This window comes from Pseudoxanthomonas dokdonensis (genome assembly GCF_001431405.1).
GTDB classification, from domain to species: Bacteria; Pseudomonadota; Gammaproteobacteria; order Xanthomonadales; family Xanthomonadaceae; genus Pseudoxanthomonas_A; species Pseudoxanthomonas_A dokdonensis.
Genome location: NZ_LDJL01000006.1, coordinates 70,126 through 87,176, shown reverse-complemented (window position 1 = coordinate 87,176; position 17,051 = coordinate 70,126). Strand labels below are relative to the sequence as shown.

12 protein-coding genes are annotated in these 17,051 nt (G+C 62.6%); 7 read left to right on the top strand and 5 right to left on the bottom strand.

The window, feature by feature from the left end:
• Positions 1-369: 369 nt before the first annotated feature.
• The 3 genes from ABB29_RS06745 to ABB29_RS06730 all read right to left on the bottom strand — a co-directional run bounded on the left by ABB29_RS06745 (position 370) and on the right by ABB29_RS06730 (position 4,074).
• Positions 370-600 (bottom strand): hypothetical protein, encoded by a 231-nt coding sequence (locus ABB29_RS06745; protein WP_057657853.1) that lies wholly within the window; start codon positions 598-600, stop codon positions 370-372.
• A 270-nt stretch (positions 601-870) separates the two neighbouring features.
• On the bottom strand, positions 871-1,536 hold the full coding sequence (locus tag ABB29_RS06740; protein WP_057657852.1) for a glutathione S-transferase family protein: 666 nt from the start codon (positions 1,534-1,536) through the stop codon (positions 871-873).
• Between the two features lie 546 nt (positions 1,537-2,082).
• Entirely contained in the window at positions 2,083-4,074 is a 1,992-nt protein-coding gene (locus ABB29_RS06730) for a phytase (protein ID WP_157062536.1), read from the bottom strand.
• Between the two features lie 310 nt (positions 4,075-4,384).
• Between ABB29_RS06730 and ABB29_RS06725 the strand changes: the two genes are divergently transcribed.
• Both ABB29_RS06725 and ABB29_RS06720 read left to right on the top strand, forming a co-directional pair.
• Positions 4,385-6,922: a TonB-dependent receptor gene (locus ABB29_RS06725; RefSeq protein ID WP_057657849.1), complete on the top strand. Its 2,538-nt coding sequence runs from the start codon at positions 4,385-4,387 to the stop codon at positions 6,920-6,922.
• Positions 6,843-8,417, top strand: coding sequence for a histidine-type phosphatase (locus ABB29_RS06720; RefSeq protein WP_083487590.1), 1,575 nt, complete (start codon positions 6,843-6,845; stop codon positions 8,415-8,417). Before ABB29_RS06725 ends, ABB29_RS06720 begins: the two co-directional genes overlap by 80 nt.
• A 73-nt stretch (positions 8,418-8,490) precedes the next feature.
• On the opposite strand, the gene iolG (ABB29_RS06715) is transcribed toward ABB29_RS06720, so the two are convergent.
• A complete protein-coding gene (gene iolG, locus ABB29_RS06715) occupies positions 8,491-9,468 on the bottom strand; it encodes an inositol 2-dehydrogenase (RefSeq protein ID WP_057657847.1) in 978 nt (325 codons plus the stop codon).
• A gap of 9 nt (positions 9,469-9,477) precedes the next feature.
• Entirely contained in the window at positions 9,478-10,464 is a 987-nt protein-coding gene (gene iolG / locus ABB29_RS06710) for an inositol 2-dehydrogenase (protein ID WP_211260696.1), read from the bottom strand.
• Positions 10,465-10,597: 133 nt separating this feature from the next.
• On the opposite strand from iolG (ABB29_RS06710), the gene ABB29_RS06705 reads away from it, so the two are divergent.
• The 5 genes from ABB29_RS06705 to iolB all read left to right on the top strand — a co-directional run bounded on the left by ABB29_RS06705 (position 10,598) and on the right by iolB (position 17,050).
• Positions 10,598-11,488: a MurR/RpiR family transcriptional regulator gene (locus ABB29_RS06705; protein WP_057657846.1), complete on the top strand. Its 891-nt coding sequence runs from the start codon at positions 10,598-10,600 to the stop codon at positions 11,486-11,488.
• Positions 11,489-11,576: 88 nt separating this feature from the next.
• On the top strand, positions 11,577-13,514 hold the full coding sequence (locus tag ABB29_RS06700; RefSeq protein ID WP_057657845.1) for a bifunctional 5-dehydro-2-deoxygluconokinase/5-dehydro-2-deoxyphosphogluconate aldolase: 1,938 nt from the start codon (positions 11,577-11,579) through the stop codon (positions 13,512-13,514).
• Between the two features lies 1 nt (position 13,515).
• Positions 13,516-15,354, top strand: coding sequence for a 3D-(3,5/4)-trihydroxycyclohexane-1,2-dione acylhydrolase (decyclizing) (gene iolD / locus ABB29_RS06695; RefSeq protein ID WP_057657844.1), 1,839 nt, complete (start codon positions 13,516-13,518; stop codon positions 15,352-15,354).
• Entirely contained in the window at positions 15,351-16,244 is an 894-nt protein-coding gene (gene iolE / locus ABB29_RS06690; RefSeq protein WP_057657843.1) for a myo-inosose-2 dehydratase, read from the top strand. Before iolD ends, iolE begins: the two co-directional genes overlap by 4 nt.
• Entirely contained in the window at positions 16,241-17,050 is an 810-nt protein-coding gene (iolB, locus tag ABB29_RS06685; RefSeq protein WP_057657842.1) for a 5-deoxy-glucuronate isomerase, read from the top strand. The genes iolE and iolB overlap by 4 nt, the downstream gene beginning before the upstream one ends.
• Position 17,051 lies beyond the last annotated feature (1 nt).

Here is a 17,051-nt window from a genome sequence, read left to right as displayed (position 1 = left end):
CACTTGGGCTGTTAATTCACCTGGTGTTGCCCCAGGTCTGGCCGGTGTTGGCCGGCGCTGACGGAACCCCACCGCCAGCCGTGAAGATATCAGAACCGGGGCCGGGGCATCACTGGGAACGCTGACCGCACGGACTGGCCGAAGAGGAGCAGTGAAGGGCAAGCCAACCAACCGGGGTGAGGCGAAGTCCGGAGCGGACAGGGCAGCGCAAGAAGGATTGAGCTGGGCATCCGGAGCCGACGCTTAACGCTGGCGCTCGCTTGCCGAAGCAAGAACTGCCAACCCATCAACGCAACACGACATAACACCTGAATTAAGCCGCGCCGCGAAGCGGCGTCGGCTTGAATGAATTGTTAGGTGGCACTGGCATCATTGCTTTAGTGGAACTGCCAGGTAGGCCACATAGATGCCGAGCAGCGCAATTGCTGAGCCCCAGATCCACTGCCAGTGCTTAAGGTAGAACGCTACAAGCGTGCGGGCTACCCGGGCCGTCCAGTGATACTCCACATGCCGCTTTGGCAATAAAAGGATGCCAGGAGCTTGATAGCCGCCAGTCTCCTTTATCTCGCCTTTGTACCACCGCTCTATCGCGCGGAACATGTTGTGCCACCTAACTACTAGTAGACCCCGCTTCCGGGGTGTTGCACCAGATGTTCAGGTCCGCCGTAGCAGCTGTCAAGCCGCAAACGCCTGAACAATCAGGCATTTGACTGGCCGTCGGGTGCGGTTGCGTTGCTGTCCCACGCAGCGGGGACGTGGGTGTATGAGTTACGCCTCCGGTTACCGGGGTGTAACAGGCAACTGTCCGCCGCAAGTTCTGGCTCGCGGCGGCGGACAGTGCTCGCTGGCGCTTGATCTTGTTGCAGCGCTTCAGCTGGTCTTTGCGCGTTCGGACTCTGCCTGCAGGAAGACTGCCCGCTGGGCTTCGAATGCGCGCAGGTACGCCGGTCGGGCTTGTCCGCGGGCGACGTAGGAGGCGATGGTGGGGTGTTCTTCGATCAGGCCGGAGGTCTGCAGGCGCAGCAGCACGCTGACCATCAGCAGGTCGCCGGCGCTGAAGTGGCCCTCCAGCCAGTCGGCATCGCCGAGGCGGGCGGAAAGCTGGCGCAGCCGTTGCCGCACGCGCTCGTCAAGCGTTTGCATGCGGTCGGCATACCAGGGCTTGTCGCGTTCGAACAGGCTGGCCGTCGAGCGTTCGGCCACAGGCGGTTCAACGGTGTTGAGGGCGGCGAACATCCAGCTGATGGCGCGGATGCGTGCGTCGGGGTCGGCCGGCAACAGGCCGTGATGCTGTTCGGCCAGGTGCAGGATGATGGCGCCGGATTCGAACAGCACCAGCTCGCCTTGTTCCCAGGTCGGAATCTGCCCGAACGGATGGCGCGCCAGATGAGCGGGTTGCTTGATCTCGGCGAACGACAGCAGGCGCACGTCATACGGTTGGCCGATTTCTTCCAGCGCCCAGCGCACGCGCATGTCGCGGGCCAGGCCACGGCCGCGGTCGGGTGAGGATGCAAAGGCGGTGATGATCGGGGTCATGTCGGCTCCTGGGCTCGTGTGGGTTGGCTGCCGTGAGTGTTAACGGCGTTGCTGGTGGCAGCCGGCTGGTCGTCGCGGATTGCACGACTTTCCGCTTCCAGATCGGCGAGGCGCGCTGCCGGCTGCTTGTCTTATGGACGAACGAGCCGTTGGCGAATCGACAACAGAATCCGGCGGCCGGCAGGCGCGCGGCGTGAACGCAGGGAATCCTGGCCTGTCCATACGTTCGGCTGCCGTGGGTCCGCCGGACGGCGTGTCCGTCCGGACGGCGATCCTTGACCACACTCTTGAGCCCGGCAACTTCCCTACGTACGGAATCGTCGTCGCCAATGACGACTTGACCATGGATGGAGAGTCGAGAGAACGTTCCTGGGACCTTCCAGCCAGCGCCATCGACACTTAGTGTCAGCTGCCCGCCGGAATCACGCTCCTGTTCCGGAGTCGCGCTGCCCAAGCGCGAAGCAACTGGCTATGACGAACCGCTTGCCAGCGCCAATGCCGGAGGCGGCATCGGCTCCGGCATCAGCGTCATGGTGCAGTAAACGGTTATTCGCGCATTTCGAGATTCAAGGCTTTGGCGATGACCTGCCATGGCACGATCTTGTAGTTCTGGTTTTCGGTCGGCATCACGTTGCGCCCGTCCTGGGCCACCATCGCCCCGTGTTCGAAACCCGGCCCCAGATTGGCGCTACTGACGTCCAGGCCATCGGTTTCCGAGATGCCGTCAATCCCCAGTGCGGGGTTGGCGACTACCGCGAAAGAGCCCAGGTAGGCGTGGTCGCCCTCGCGACGAAACACCGCATAGGTGTCATTGCCCTGGCTGGAGACGACGATGTAGCCGCGCCCGCCGCCCAGATCGTAGATGCCCATGCCTTCGAGGTCGTCTTTGATGGCCGGGTTGTCTTCCACGCGCTGTATGGCCACTTTGTGATTGCCGCCGCTGGCGTCGGCTGACAGTTGCCAGAGCGCCACATCCTCCTCGTTCACGTACAGCTTGCCGGTCACGTCATCGGCCACGCAGCCCTCTGTCTGGGAATCGAAGGTCATGTCGCGAACCAGCTGTGCGCGTACCTTGCCATTGGTTCCGGCAACCAGCTCCCACTGCCGTTTGCGGGTATCGTCGCCGTTGATGAAGACGAATGTCTTGCCACTGGCATCACGGTACATGCACAGCCCGTACGGATCGCCCAGGCCGGTAGGTTGTGGGCCGTCGGCGACGTCCACCAATTTGCCGGCGGCAGTGTCCAAGCGGTAGATCGCGATGGTTTTGTCGGTGCGGTTGCTGGCGGTGACCAGCACCACTTTTTCCCCAGCCAGGTCGAAATCCTCGCGCAGGTCCACGTTGTTGACCTTGCCATCGGGCAGGAACTGCAGGACCTTGCCATGCATGTCGTAGACGTACATCCCGGCCTTCTTGTCGGTGGCGATGACCAGGCTGGCGGAGGGATCGGCACGGTTGGCCCAGATGGCCGGGTCGTCGGCCGCGTCGCCATAGCTGTTGGCGGGCGTGGTTTCGACAGTTGCCATCACCGCCGCCACCGTGGACGACGGCAACGGTTGGCTGGAGGCTGGCTTACCGGGGTCAAGCGCCAATGCGTTGGCCAACTGCGCGATGGATACCGCCTTGGTATTGGCTGCGTCTTCGTCGGTGACCAGCAACACGCCATGTGGGAACATCCTGCCAGTTGGCTGGTTGCTCACATACAGCAGTCCGGGCTCGCCGATGGCTTCTCCACCGCTGTCGGCGGCGACCTGCACGCGCCCCAGATAGGCATCGTCCTGGTCGCGGTCATACAGGTTGAGATGACCTGACGATGCATCGCTGGCGATCAGCCAGCGGCTGCCGGCGCCACCGTCGTACAGGGCAATGCCGGAGACCTCGTCGGTGATATGTCCCAGTCCCCTGCTGTCGATCAGCCTGGGCGAAACATCAGCCTCGGGATCGGCGTTGAAGCGCCAGATGCCGACAGACTCTTCGGACGCATAGACCTGGCCGTGAACGTCAGCCACGCATTGTTTCAGCGGAGAGGGGACATTGATACGGCGCACCTGGCGTGCATCGAGCTTGCCATCGGCGGTCGCGAAAACCAGCTGCTGGTCGATCTCGCCCCCGTCACCCACGGCGAACGCATACAACGTACGGTCAAGCGGATTGCGGAACAGGCAAATGCCTTCGGCCGCGAAACCAAGCGGCAATGGCCGCGCACCCACTTCCCTGAGTTTGGCGCCCTCCATGCTGAAAAGCCGGAGACTGTTGCTGGTGGTGTCGATGGCGGCCAGTATGGTCGCCGCCGTATTGCCAAGCGGCACCTGGTAGGCCACGTCGATGTCGGCGACTTCACCGGCCGGCTGGCTGCCGAGCAGCTGACCATCCTGCGAATAGACTTCCAATCCGCCAAGCCCCGCGGTAGCCACGATGTGCGACTGTCTGCCGGCGTGCACCAGCACGGCCGCGTTGGCTTCGCCGGAGACCGTCGGCTGTGTTTGCAGAGTGGCCGCCAGTACCGGCGCGGCCTGGTCGGCGGCGGAAGCTGTCATGCAACAGCAAAGAAGAACTGCGATGCTCAAGGCTGTGCCGCGCTTGGACGAGTGTCCGGCTCTCATCTGGATCCTCCATACCTTTTATATAAGTGCCCGTCACGCAGGCGATGCAGGGGTGTGGCTTCAACATCACATAGCAACGACAATTTTGCAAGAGAAATTCCAAATCGGTTGCAAATTGGAACATTTGTTCGTAACCTCCCGTTCAATCCATCCGGCATGGCGTATCCGCCTGCCGCTGGAAGACGTCCTCGGGAGGGACTAGACAATGCGGATGATTCACCGAAATGTGCTGACAGCCTTCATTTTGAGCAATCTCGCCATCGTTCCTGGCTACTCGCTGGCCCAGGAAACCGAACCGCCGGCACCGGCCAGGTCCACGGACGTCACCGAGCTGGAAACCGTTTCGGTCACCGGGCGGCGCGCTGCCGATCGCTTGGCCATCGACGACAAGCGTTATGCCGACGGGCAAGTCGATGCGATCCGCGCCGACGATGTCGGCAAGCTGCCGGATCAGAACGTCGCCGAATCAGTGCGGCGGCTGCCCGGCATCAGTACCGTCAACGATCAGGGCGAAGGACGCTATCTGACCGTTCGTGGCGTCTCGCCGGATCTGCTCAATGTCACCCTCAACGGACAGACCTCGCCGGCTCCGGAGCCGGACGGTCGTCAGGTAAAGCTGGATGACATCCCGTCGGGCCTGATTGGCGCGGTGACCGTATCCAAGACATTGACCCCGGACATGGATGCCAATGCCATCGCCGGCCAGGTCAATATCGAGACGCTCAGCGCTTTCGACCGTGAAGGAACGTTCGGCACTGCCAGCGCGGCCTATGGGTATAACGACCTGAGCGGCGAACACCCGTATGAGTTCGATGGATCGCTTGGCGGCAGGTTTGGTGCCGATGATCAATTTGGCGCGGTCGTGGCAATCAACTATTCGGACCGCAAGCTGGGTACACAGAATGTGCAGAACACCGGCGACTGGATCGACGTCGATGGACAGATCGTCCCCGAGGGCATTGATCTGCGCCAGTACAACACGCACCGCCAGCGCAGCGGCGCGGTCGCCAACTTCGATTGGCGTCCGAACGAAGACACCAAGGCGTTCCTGCGTTTCGTGTACTCGAAATACCAGGATTCGGAAACCCGTGATCGCTATGGTATCGAATTCGACGAGGACGGTATCACGCCCGCCGACGCCAGCTCCGGCACCTTCACCGATGGCGAGGCATTCCGTGCGCTGCGAACACGCGAGGAAGACACCAGCACCTTCACCACGTCGGCAGGCGCGGAGTTCAAGTTCGATGAGAGCAAGCTGAATTTCGAGCTCACCTACTCCCGTGCCAACAAGCGCGACCCGCATCGTGACGAGTGGGGCTTTGTTCAAGGGGACGTGACCGGCCAGTATCAGTTGGGCAGCGACAGCTATACGGTCACCCCTGACAACGATGCCGTCTATGACAGCAGCTTGTACGAGCCTGATTTCTACGAGCCCGAATCGCGCCATGCGGTGGAGGACCTGTACCAGGCGCGCATCGATTACATGATGCCGATGGCCGTTGGCGATGGTTCGGATCTGCAGTTCGGCGCCAAGTATCTGGATCGCAAGAAGACCAACGACGGTAACGGCGAGGCCTGGGAATATGCCGGTGGTCCGCTGACCTTGGCCGACGTGGCAGGCGGCAACATCGGCAGCATATTCCATGGCCGCTATCCCTTTGGTCCGACAATCAATGGTCCAGCCGCCGACGACTACTTCAACAACCATCCCGACGAATTCGAGGAGGACATGGATGGCACCCTCAGCACCAGTCTGGCCGGCGACTACCGCATCAATGAAAAGATCTACGCCGCCTATGTGATGGGGCGCCTGCGCTTCGGTGACTTCATGGTAATCCCCGGCGTGCGCATGGAGCGCACCGAGGGGCAGTACGCCGCCAACAGCTTTGAACTGGGGGTAAGCACGCTGGACCAGCCGTTCAACAGCTTTGGCGGTCGCAGCTACACCGACTGGTTCCCGGGCATCAACGTGCGTTACGACGTCAGTGAGAATGTGGTCATCCGCGCCGCCGCCACACGTGCCATCGGCCGCCCCAACTATGAATCGCTGGCACCATTCACCGAGATCGAGGACGCCGCCGACGACGAACCAGCGGTGACCCAGGGCAATCCCAACCTGAAGCCGCTTTATTCAAACAACTTCGACCTGGCCACGGAGTTCTATGTGGGCAACCGAGGCGTCGTATCGGCAGCCGTGTTCTACAAGCAGATCGATAATCCAATCTATGAGGTGACCCTGGATGGCCAGGACGGAAACTTCGGCGGACTGGACCTGATCAATGCTGAAGTGGGTTCCTGGACCAACGCCGAAAGCGCCACGGTCAAGGGCTTGGAGCTCAATGCACAGTACGAGCTGAGCTTCCTGCCATCGCCATTCGATGGATTCAGCGTCAGTGGAAACGTAACCTTTGTTGATTCGGAGGCCGAAGGGCTGCCCAGCCGCGACGACAAGGTGCCACTGCTCAACCAGTCCGACCGTGTTGCGTCTGCCCAGATCAGCTACGAGAAGTACGGATTGTCCGCGCGCATTGGCTACACGTATCGATCCGCCGCATTGAACGAGGCAAGCGAGGACGACCCCGACGCTGACATCTATCAGGATGATTACGGCCAGTGGGATGCGCGGGTCAGCTACGCGTGCACCTCCAACCTCACCGTGTTCCTGGAAGGCAGCAATCTCAACGACGAAGCAATGCGCACGTATGTCGGCTATCGCAACCGGATGGGCGAGAAGGAGATCTACGGATATACCGTGCGCACGGGCCTGCAATACAAGTTCTGAGCATCAGGGTGAGTGGATTGCGGCGACCCGGGATGGTCGCCGCATCTTTTTCGAACGGGCAACGCTGCGCTTGCTGCCATTCAGGCCAGTGCGATTGCCGTGCCGTCGCATCCATCCGCCCCGGACGCTGGCTGTCAGGAATGCAGCGTCACCGGTTCAGCCGGCGCCCACGCGCCACTGTCGAGGAAATACCATGCCGTCCACCTGTCCGTCGCCTGTTCGTGTCCGCCTGTCGGCGCTGCTGGCATCCCTGGTATGGATGTCCGGATGCACTGCTGGCGGCCCGCCGCCCTCGTCGCGATCGCCCGGCCATGATCCTGCCGCTGGCAACACCTCCCCGTTGCGGCTGGAACGGTCGGTGATGTTGATGCGCCACGGGGTACGTCCACCCACCAAGGCAAAGGTCGCGCCCGCCAACATGCATGACAAGCCCTGGCCGACGTGGTCAGTGGACTACGGCGAGCTGACCCCGCACGGCTACGCCGCGGTGCGCCTGTTGGGCCAGTGGGACCGTGGCTACTGGGCCCAGCGTGGCCTGCTCCCAGCAACAGGCTGTCCCGCCACGGGCGATGTCGAGATCGCGGCCAGCAGCAAGTCGCGCACCCAGGACACGGCACGCGCGCTGGTGGAAGGAATGCTGCCGGGCTGTTCAATAGAGTTGCGGTTTCCCGCCAGTGCGGACGATGACGTCGACTTCCATCCTTTCGGTGCCGCTGCCGGTGCGATGGCAATCGATGCGGATGAGGCGATGCGCGCAGTGGCAGCCCTCGAGCCGCCAGGCGGCTTGCAGGCGGAAGTGAAGGCCAACGCCCGGCGTTTTGCTCTGCTCAATACCGCCCTGGGATGCAGCGAAACGCGCAAGGCCAGCGGTTGTGACCTTGCCCGGATGCCGACCGGACTGGTGCGCAACGAAGGGGATCGTCCTGACGTCGGCGACCCGTTCGGCCTGGCATCGACCATCAGCCAGACGTTCCTGCTTGAGTACCTGGAAGGCATGCCGATGGAAGACGTGGCATGGGGCAGACTCAGTCGCGAACAGATCGCTGAACTTCTGGAATTCCACAGCCTCAAGTTCTATTACGAGGGCAGGGCACCCTATGTCGCCGCGCGCGCTGCGTCACCCCTGGCTTCGCGCATGCTCGATGCCTTGTTGCAGGGGCCCAGGTTGACGGTGCTGGTGGGGCATGACACCAACATTGCCGATCTGGGGGGATTCCTGGATCTGCACTGGCAGGTCACCGGTTATCCCCGTGATGATCCGCCGCCAGCGGGCGCGCTGGGGTTCGAGGTTCTGGCCGATCAATCGGGTCGTCGCTACGTGCGTGCTTTCTACCGGGCACAGACCATGGACCAGGTACGCGAACTGCAACCGTTGAGCCAGACCAATGCCCCTGCGCTTGAATTCCTGCCGATTCCAGGTTGTGCCACCCCGTGCCCCCTGTCGGATTTCGAGGCAATGGTCCGGGCAAAGCTGGTGCAGCCAGGGCAACACTAGACGGCTTCGCGCTTCCAGGCGGCAAAGACGCAAGTTGTCGCCTTTGCCGCATGCAACATGCCCGGGACGGGCGCTACAGGCGAACCGGTTGTCCGCTGCGAACCGACTCGGCGGCGGCCTCGGCCAGCATCAATGCGGCGACGCCGTCGTTGTAGCTGACCGTGGCCTTGGCACCACCCAGCATGTCGGCGAAGTGATCCATTTCCCGGCGGTAGGCCTCGGCGTAGCGATCCAGAAAGAAGTTCTGGAAACGGTCGGCGGCTGCGCCCGACTCGCTCCATACCTGCACCGTGCTCTCGGTGACGTTGTCGGCGCGCACCATGCCCTGCGAGGCATACGCTTCAATGCGCTGGTCGTAGCCGAAGCCGGAGCGGCGACTATTGGAGATGACGCATAGCCGGCCCGAGCCGGTGCGCAGCAGCGTGCGCGCGGTATCGACGTCGCCCAGCTTGCCGATTTCCGGATCTACCAGGCAGCTGCCAACGGCGAATACCTCGATGGGTTCTTCAGCCAGCAACCAACGCGCCATGTCGAAATCATGGATGGCCATGTCCTTGAACAGCCCGCCGGATACGGCGACATAGGCGGGCGGCGGTGGAGCCGGGTCGTTGGAGGTTATCTGCAGGCTTTCCAACTGGCCGATAGCACCGCTGTCCAGACGCGCCTTCAATGCCAGGAAGTTGGGGTCGAAGCGGCGGTTGAAGGCCAAGAGCATGTGCGCGCCGGACAGGGCATCGGCAGCGCCGCGCGCGCGCGCCAGATCCTGGTCGATGGGCTTTTCACAGAAGATTGCCTTGCCAGCGGCGGCAGCGCGCACGCTGTACTCCAGATGGGTGTCGGTTGAACTGGCGATGATGACGCCGTTGATTGCGGGGTCTTGCAGGGCCTGCTCCAGGCTGCTGACCGTGCTGTTCCATTCATGGGCCAATGCCTGCGCCGCATCGGCGAACGGGTCGACGATGGCGGCCAGCTCGATGGCGGGGTGCATCGCGGCATTGCGGGCATGGATACGGCCGATTCGTCCGGCACCTATCAGGGCTACTTTGTGCATAGGGATCTCTCACAGTTTGACGACGGAACCGCGGCGCACCGACTCGGCGCACGCCTCGGCAAGGATGAGGGCGGCAACGCCATCTGCGTAGCCCACGCTGGGGGTGGCTCGACCATGCACGACCTCGGCAAAATGGTCGATCTGGGCCCGGTAGCCATCCCGGTATCGATCTGCGAATCCGGGTTGGATAGGGGCACTTGTAATACCGTTTTCGGTCATTGACTGGACCGTGTTCAATTGGCTGTTGCCAGCGGCCAGCATGCCACGTGGGCCAAAGGCTTCTATGCGCTGGTCATAGCCGTAGCCGCTGCGGCGTGTGTTGGATATGACGCACAAACGGCCGGAGCCGGTTTTGATCACGGTCCGTGCCGTGTCAACGTCGCCCAGCCTGCCGATTTCCGGATCGACCAGGCAGCTGGCGGACGTGTACAGCTGGGCCGGCTCTTCGCCCAGCAGCCAGCGCGCCAGATCCAGATCATGGATGGTGAAGTCCTTGAACAGCCCGCCGCTGGTCGGGATGAACCCTGCCGGTGGCGCCTCCGGGTCGTGATTGATCAAGTGCAGGCTTTCCAACGGCCCGATGACGCCGGCCTCCAGCTTGTGCTTGAGCGCGAGGAAATGAGGGTCGAAACGCCGGTTGAAACCCAGTTGGAAGGATGCGCTCCGGAAGCGGGACTGTGCCGCCAGCACTTTGTCCAGATCCAGATCAATCGGCTTCTCGCAAAACACCGTTTTGCCCGCATCCACCGCAGCAAGCGCGTGTGTCAGGTGCTGATCGGTGGAGCTGCAGACAAGTACCCCTCTCACCGACGGGTCGGCCAGCGCGGTCTCCAGCTCCACCGCCTGTGCCGAATGGCGGCTACAAAGGCCGGCATGGGCTTGCTGGCGTGGATCCACCACGTACTTCAATCGCAGGCCAGGGTGGTTGGCGGCGTTGGAACCGTGTATCTGGCCCATGCGCCCGCAGCCGATCAGTGCGACATCGATTCGTTCCACAATAGGCTCCTGAGTCGCCGTTCCAGAAATAGAATTTTCATTCGTTTTTATAATGTAATAGAATTTCCAAAGCAATGCCTTTGTTGCATCTGCCCCCGTCGCAGGCGGGGAACCGACCCCAAGGAGTGGCTGCATGACCGATTTGCCCAACCCGCCCAAGACCGCAGAAGAGCTGCGTGCGGCGATCCTCCAGCGCTATGAATCGCTCAGCAAACGCCTGCAGCAGATTGCGCGCTACGTCCTCGACGAGCCGAACGCCGTGGCATTGGAAACGTTGGCAGTACTGTCCGAGCGCACCGGCGTACAGCCGTCCGCGATCGTCAGGTTCGCCAAGTCTTTCGGATTCGATGGCGCCACCCAGATGCAGCGGTTGTTTCGTGACGGGCTGCTGTCGGGCCACGTGTCGCCGGATTACGGCGAGCGGGTGCGCGAGTTCAGCCAGAACCTGGAGGGCAAGCCGCTCGACGACCCCGCGCAGATGCTTTCCGAGTTCGTCGACGGCAACGTCATGGCTCTCCACAACCTGCAGAAAATCGTCGGTCGCGATGAACTGAGCCGGGCGGTACGCCTGATTGCCCAGGCCGACACGGTCTATGTGACCGGCGTGCGCCGCTCGTTTCCAGTGGCGGCTTACCTTGCTTACTCACTGCATCAGGCCGACAAGAAAGCCAGTTTCATCGACAGCATTGGCGGCATGGCGCTGCAGCAGATCCACGCGATTTCCCCGCGTGATCTGCTCATCGCCGTCAGCTACCACCCGTATGCCGAGGAAACCGTGCGCCTGGTCGAGGCCGCAGTCGAGCGAGGCTGCAAGGTGTTGTCGATGAGTGACAGCCTGGTCAGTCCGGTCGCCAAGCCGGCGACCCAGGTGCTACAGGTGCGCGAGGCCGAGATACGGAAGTTCCGTTCATTGTCGGCGTCGATGTGTCTGGCGCAGGCGCTGGTCATCTCGTACGCCTTTGCCGCCACTCAACAGGCGAACAAGACGACGCTGAAAAAGAAGTCCCAGCCTGCAAAAAAATGAAACATATGTTGCTTTTATCCAACAATTGGAATATATGTTACATCCATTGGGGGCGATTGGCGTCCGCCATTGGCAAGGTAGGGCCTGCATGGCATCCACGGAGTTTCAGTACGACCTGATCACCATCGGGCGTTCCAGCATCGACCTGTACGGCGAACAGGTCGGTGGCAGGCTCGAGGACATGACGTCCTTTGCCAAGTACATCGGTGGCAGCCCGACCAACACCGCGGTCGGTGCGGCCCGGCTGGGCCTGCGCAGTGCGCTGCTGACCCGTGTGGGCGCCGACCATTTCGGCCGCTTTATCCGCGAGCAACTGGTCCGCGAAGGCGTTGCCACCCGCGGCGTCCTGGAAGATCGGGAGCGCTTGACCGCCTTGGTATTCCTGGGAATACGCGATCCGGATACGTTTCCGTTGATCTTCTATCGGGAGAACTGCGCCGACATGGCGCTGCAGACCAGCGATGTGGACCCTGACTTCATCGCCGCCGCCGGTGCGGTCCTGATCAATGGCACCCATCTTTCGCAGCCTGGGGTTTTCGCGGCTTCCGTGCGCGCCTGCGAAATCGCGCGTGCGGCTGGTGCACGGGTCATCTTCGACATCGATTATCGGCCGGTCCTGTGGGGACTGACCGGCAAGGACGCGGGGGAGAACCGGTTCGTCGCCCACGAAGCGGTCACCGCCCGCCTGCAGCAGGTGCTGCCGTTGTGCGATTTGATCGTAGGCACCGAGGAGGAAATGCATATCCTCGGTGGCAGCACCGATACCATCCAGGCTTTGCGCGCGGTACGCGCCAGGACCGATGCACTGCTGGTCTGCAAGCGTGGGCCGCACGGCTGTTCCGCATTCCCGGAAGCCATTCCCGCCAGTCTTGACGAGGGGATCGTCGGGCGTGGCTTCCGGGTTGAAGTGTTCAACGTCCTCGGTGCCGGCGATGCGTTCATGGCCGGTTTCCTGCGCGCCTGGCTGCGCCAGCAGCCGCTGGAGGCCTGCTGCGAATACGGCAACGCGTGCGGCGCCATCGTGGTGTCACGTCATGGTTGCTCGCCGGCCATGCCGACCTGGGAGGAACTGCAGCAGTTCCTGTCCAGCGAGCAACGACCACATCGACTGCGCGATGACCGTGCATTGGAGCAATTGCATTGGGCTACCACCCGGCATGGCCATTGGCCGCAACTGATGGTGTTGGCGATGGATCACCGCAGCCAGTTCGAAGCGTTATGCCAACAGGTGGGTGCCGACCCCGCTCGCATTCCCGACTTCAAGGCACTGGCATTGAAGGCAGTGGACCGTCTGGCCAAAGGCGACCCGCGCTTTGGCGTGTTGCTTGATGGAAGATTTGGCATGCGCGGCCTGGAAGCAGCGGCCGACCATGACTACTGGATTGGCCGCCCCATCGAGTTGCCCGGTTCCTGTCCGTTGCAGTTCGAAGCCGACCAGGATGTCGCCACCGAGCTGATGACCTGGCCAGCGAATCATGTGGTCAAGTGCCTGGTTTTCTATCATCCAGACGACCCGGAAGACCTGCGCGAGCGACAGGAGAGGCAGCTGCTGCGCCTGCAGGACGCGGCCCGCAAGACACGCCACGAGTTGCTGGTGGAGATTATCGCGTCGCGCAATGGCGGCATTGATGATGACACCATCCCGCGTGCAATCCAGCGCTTGTACGATCTCGGCATACATCCGGACTGGTGGAAGCTCGAGCCAAGCGACAGCTTGCGTGCCTGGGCCAACATCGAAACCACGATCCTGGCTAACGATCCGCATTGCCGCGGGGTAGTGCTGTTGGGTCTTTCTGCGCCCGAGGAACAACTGATCGCGTCTTTCCAGGCTGCAGCGCAGACGTCGATCGTCAAGGGATTCGCTGTCGGACGCACCATCTTTGCCGATGCCGCCGAGCAATGGCTGGCCGGTCGCATCGATGACGAAGCCGCCATCGACTGCCTGGCTGGCAGATTACGGGTGCTGGTAGATGCCTGGCATCAGGCAAAATCGGTAGCCGGCGGCATCGCCGGTCCGAGGAGCTGAGATGGACACGATTCGACTGACTGCTGCACAGGCAACGGTTCGCTGGTTGTGCGCGCAGCACGTAGCAATCGAAGGACAAGAGGTGCCTTACTTCGCGGGCGTATGGGCAATCTTCGGCCATGGCAACGTTGCTGGGCTGGGTGAAGCGCTGCATGCCGTGTCTGATCAGCTGCCGACCTGGCGCGCTCATAGCGAACAGGGCATGGCCCACGCGGCCATCGCCTATGCCAAGCAGATGCGCAGGCAACGCGCGATGATCTGCACAACCTCCATCGGGCCAGGTGCGACCAACCTGGTGACCGCCGCCGCCCTGGCGCATGTCAATCGCCTGCCGCTACTGCTGCTGCCGGCGGATGTGTTCGCCAATCGGCGGCCGGATCCGGTGCTGCAACAGGTAGAGGATTTCGCTGATGGCACCGTCACCGCCAATGATTGCCTGCGGCCGGTATCACGATACTTCGACCGGCTGCTCCGGCCGGAACAGATCCTCGACGCCTTGCCCAAGGCAATGGCGACGTTGCTGGACCCGGCCAACTGCGGCCCGGTAACGCTTGCGTTCTGCCAGGATGTACAGGCAGAAGCCTTCGACTATCCCAGCGCGTTTTTCCAGCGCAGGGTATGGCGGCAGCGGCGTCAGCCGAGCGATCCCGAAGAGCTGCATGCGCTGGCCGAGGCCTTGCGCAAGGCGGAGCGCCCACTGTTCATCGCCGGTGGCGGAGTATTGTACAGTCGCGCCGAGTCGGAACTGGCGACGTTTGCGCGGCGTTTCGGGGTGCCCGTTGCCGAGACCCAGGCGGGCAAGGGTTGTTTGCCTTGGGACCACCCATGCGCCGTCGGTGCGATCGGTGTGACAGGCACCAGCGTGGCCAACAAGTTAGCGGAGCAATCCGATCTGGTCGTCGGCGTGGGTACGCGTCTGCAGGATTTCACCACCGGCTCGCGCAGCCTGTTTGGACAGCGCGCCTTGTTCCAGATCAACGTGCAGGCGTTCGACGCATACAAGCACGCCGCGCAGCCCGTGATTGGTGACGCACGCCGGGTGTTGCAGGATCTGGCGTGCGAACTTGGCGACTGGAAAGCCGACGGCACGAATGACCTCGGCCCGGCCCGGGAGCAATGGAACGCTGCGGCCGCGGACGCGACCAGCGGTCCCGGCGATCAGCGCCGTCCCAGTGACGCGCAGGTCATTGGCGCCGTGCAGGAGGCCATGGCGGACGATGCGGTGGTGGTCTGTGCCGCTGGCGGGCTGCCTGGCGAACTGCACAAGTTGTGGCGATGCGCACGCCCCGGCGGTTACCACCTGGAGTATGGATTCTCCTGCATGGGGTACGAGATTGCAGGCGGGCTGGGCGTGCGGATGGCCGAACCGGAACGCGAAGTCGTAGTCATGGTCGGTGACGGCAGCTATCTGATGCTGAATTCGGAACTGGCCACTTCGGTGATGCTGGCGCAGAAGTTGATTGTCGTCCTGCTCGACAATGGCGGTTACGGCTGCATCAACCGACTGCAGGTTGCAACCGGCGGTGCGGGCTTCAACAACCTGTTGATGGATACGCGTCATGCGGTGCTGCCGGCGATCGACTTCGCCGCCCACGCGCGAAGCCTGGGGGCAAATGCGGAAAAGGTCGCGACCCTGGCTGAACTGTCTGCCGCGCTGGCCCGCGCCCGCGCCGCCGCCAGCACCAGCGTGGTGGTCATCGAAACCGACCCATTGAAGACTACCGACGCCGGTGGCTGGTGGTGGGATGTTGCGGTGCCTGAAGTTTCCGAGCGCCCCGAAGTCAACGCTGCCCGCCAGGCTTACGAGGCCGGCGCGCGCATGAAAAGAGATCTGTCATGAGCATACGATTTGGTGTCAGCCCGATTGCCTGGGCCAACGACGACATGCCCGAACTCGGGGGCGAGACGCCACTGGAAAGTATCCTGAAGGATATCCAGGAGCTGGGCTTCGAAGGGGTCGAGCTGGGCGGAAAGTTTCCGCGCGACCCGGCCACGCTCAAGCCGTTGATGGCCCGCTACGGCCTGGACCTGATTGGGGGCTGGTACAGCGGCGAACTGCTGCTGCGTGATGCGCAGGCGGAAATCGCTGCCATGCAGCCACATCTTGCCTTGCTCAAAGCAATGGGCAGCGAAGTGTTCGTGTTTGCCGAAACCAGTAACGCGGTGCACGGAAACCGGCGTACGCCCTTGACCGGCAGCCCCCGTTTGCAGGCATCCGAATGGCCGCTGTTTGGCCAGCGCATGACCGCCGTTGCGGACCATGTCCAGGCGCATGGATTGAAGTTCGCCTATCACCATCACCTGGGTACAGTAGTCGAGCGCGCCGAGGACCTTGAAGCTTTTATTGCCAACACAGGGGCTTCGGTGGGGCTCACGCTGGATACCGGCCACGCCGCCCTCGGCGGGATCGACTCGCTGCGAATCATCGCCGAGCACCCGCGACGCATAGCCCATGTGCACTGCAAGGACGTCCGCCTGGAACGATTCGAGTCATCCTGGAAACAGGGCGAAAGCTTCCTTGATGGCGTGCTGGGCGGGATGTTCACCGTGCCAGGCGACGGTGCATTGGACTACGCACGGATCATGGAGGCCTTGGCTGATATCGGCTATCAGGGCTGGATCGTGATCGAGGCCGAGCAGGACCCGGCGCTTGCCGATCCACGCCGCTATGCGGCTGCCGGTCTGGCCGAGCTTCAACGCCAGGCCCGGCGCGTGGGGTTGACCGGATGAGCACCCTGCGTGTCCGACCGCATGCTCCCGATTGCGATGGCAGCGTCCTGCAGGTCACCCCGGATAGTGCCGGCTGGAAGTACGTCGGTTTCCAGCTGGTGCGATTGAGCCAGGGCCAACGCTTCCATGGCAACCATCCCGGGCGCGAAACCTGTCTGGTCATCGTCGCCGGCAAGGCGCAGGTCCACGCCGGCGCCCAGCAGTTCTCCGAGGTGGGCGGGCGTGCCAGTCCATTCGAGGATTGTGCGCCCGGTGCAGTCTATCTGCCCGCCGGGATGGACTTCACCGTTGTCGCCGACGGTGATGTCGAACTGGCCATCTGCACCGCTCCAGGATCCATCGGCTTGCCGGCGCGGCAAATCGATGCTACCCGGATGTCGCGTGAGATCCGCGGCAGCGGCACCAACACCCGGTACGTGCGTAACATCCTGCCGCAGACAGAAGCTGCCGACAGCTTGCTGGTGGTGGAGGTCATTACGCCTGCCGGACACTGGTCCAGCTATCCGCCCCACAAGCACGACACCGCGCAGCAAGGCCAGGAAACCGCACTCGAGGAAACCTACTACCACCGGCTGCAACCTTCGCAAGGTTTTGCATTCCAGCGCGTCTACACCGATGACCGGACGTTGGACGAGACCATCGCCGTCGAAGATGGGGACGTCGTCATGGTGCCGCGTGGTTACCACCCAGTCGGCACGCCTCACGGATACCAGTTGTATTACCTCAACGTCATGGCGGGGCCGCACCGGCAATGGATCTTCCGTAACGATCCAGCGCACGACTGGATCGCACGACGCCAGGACTGAA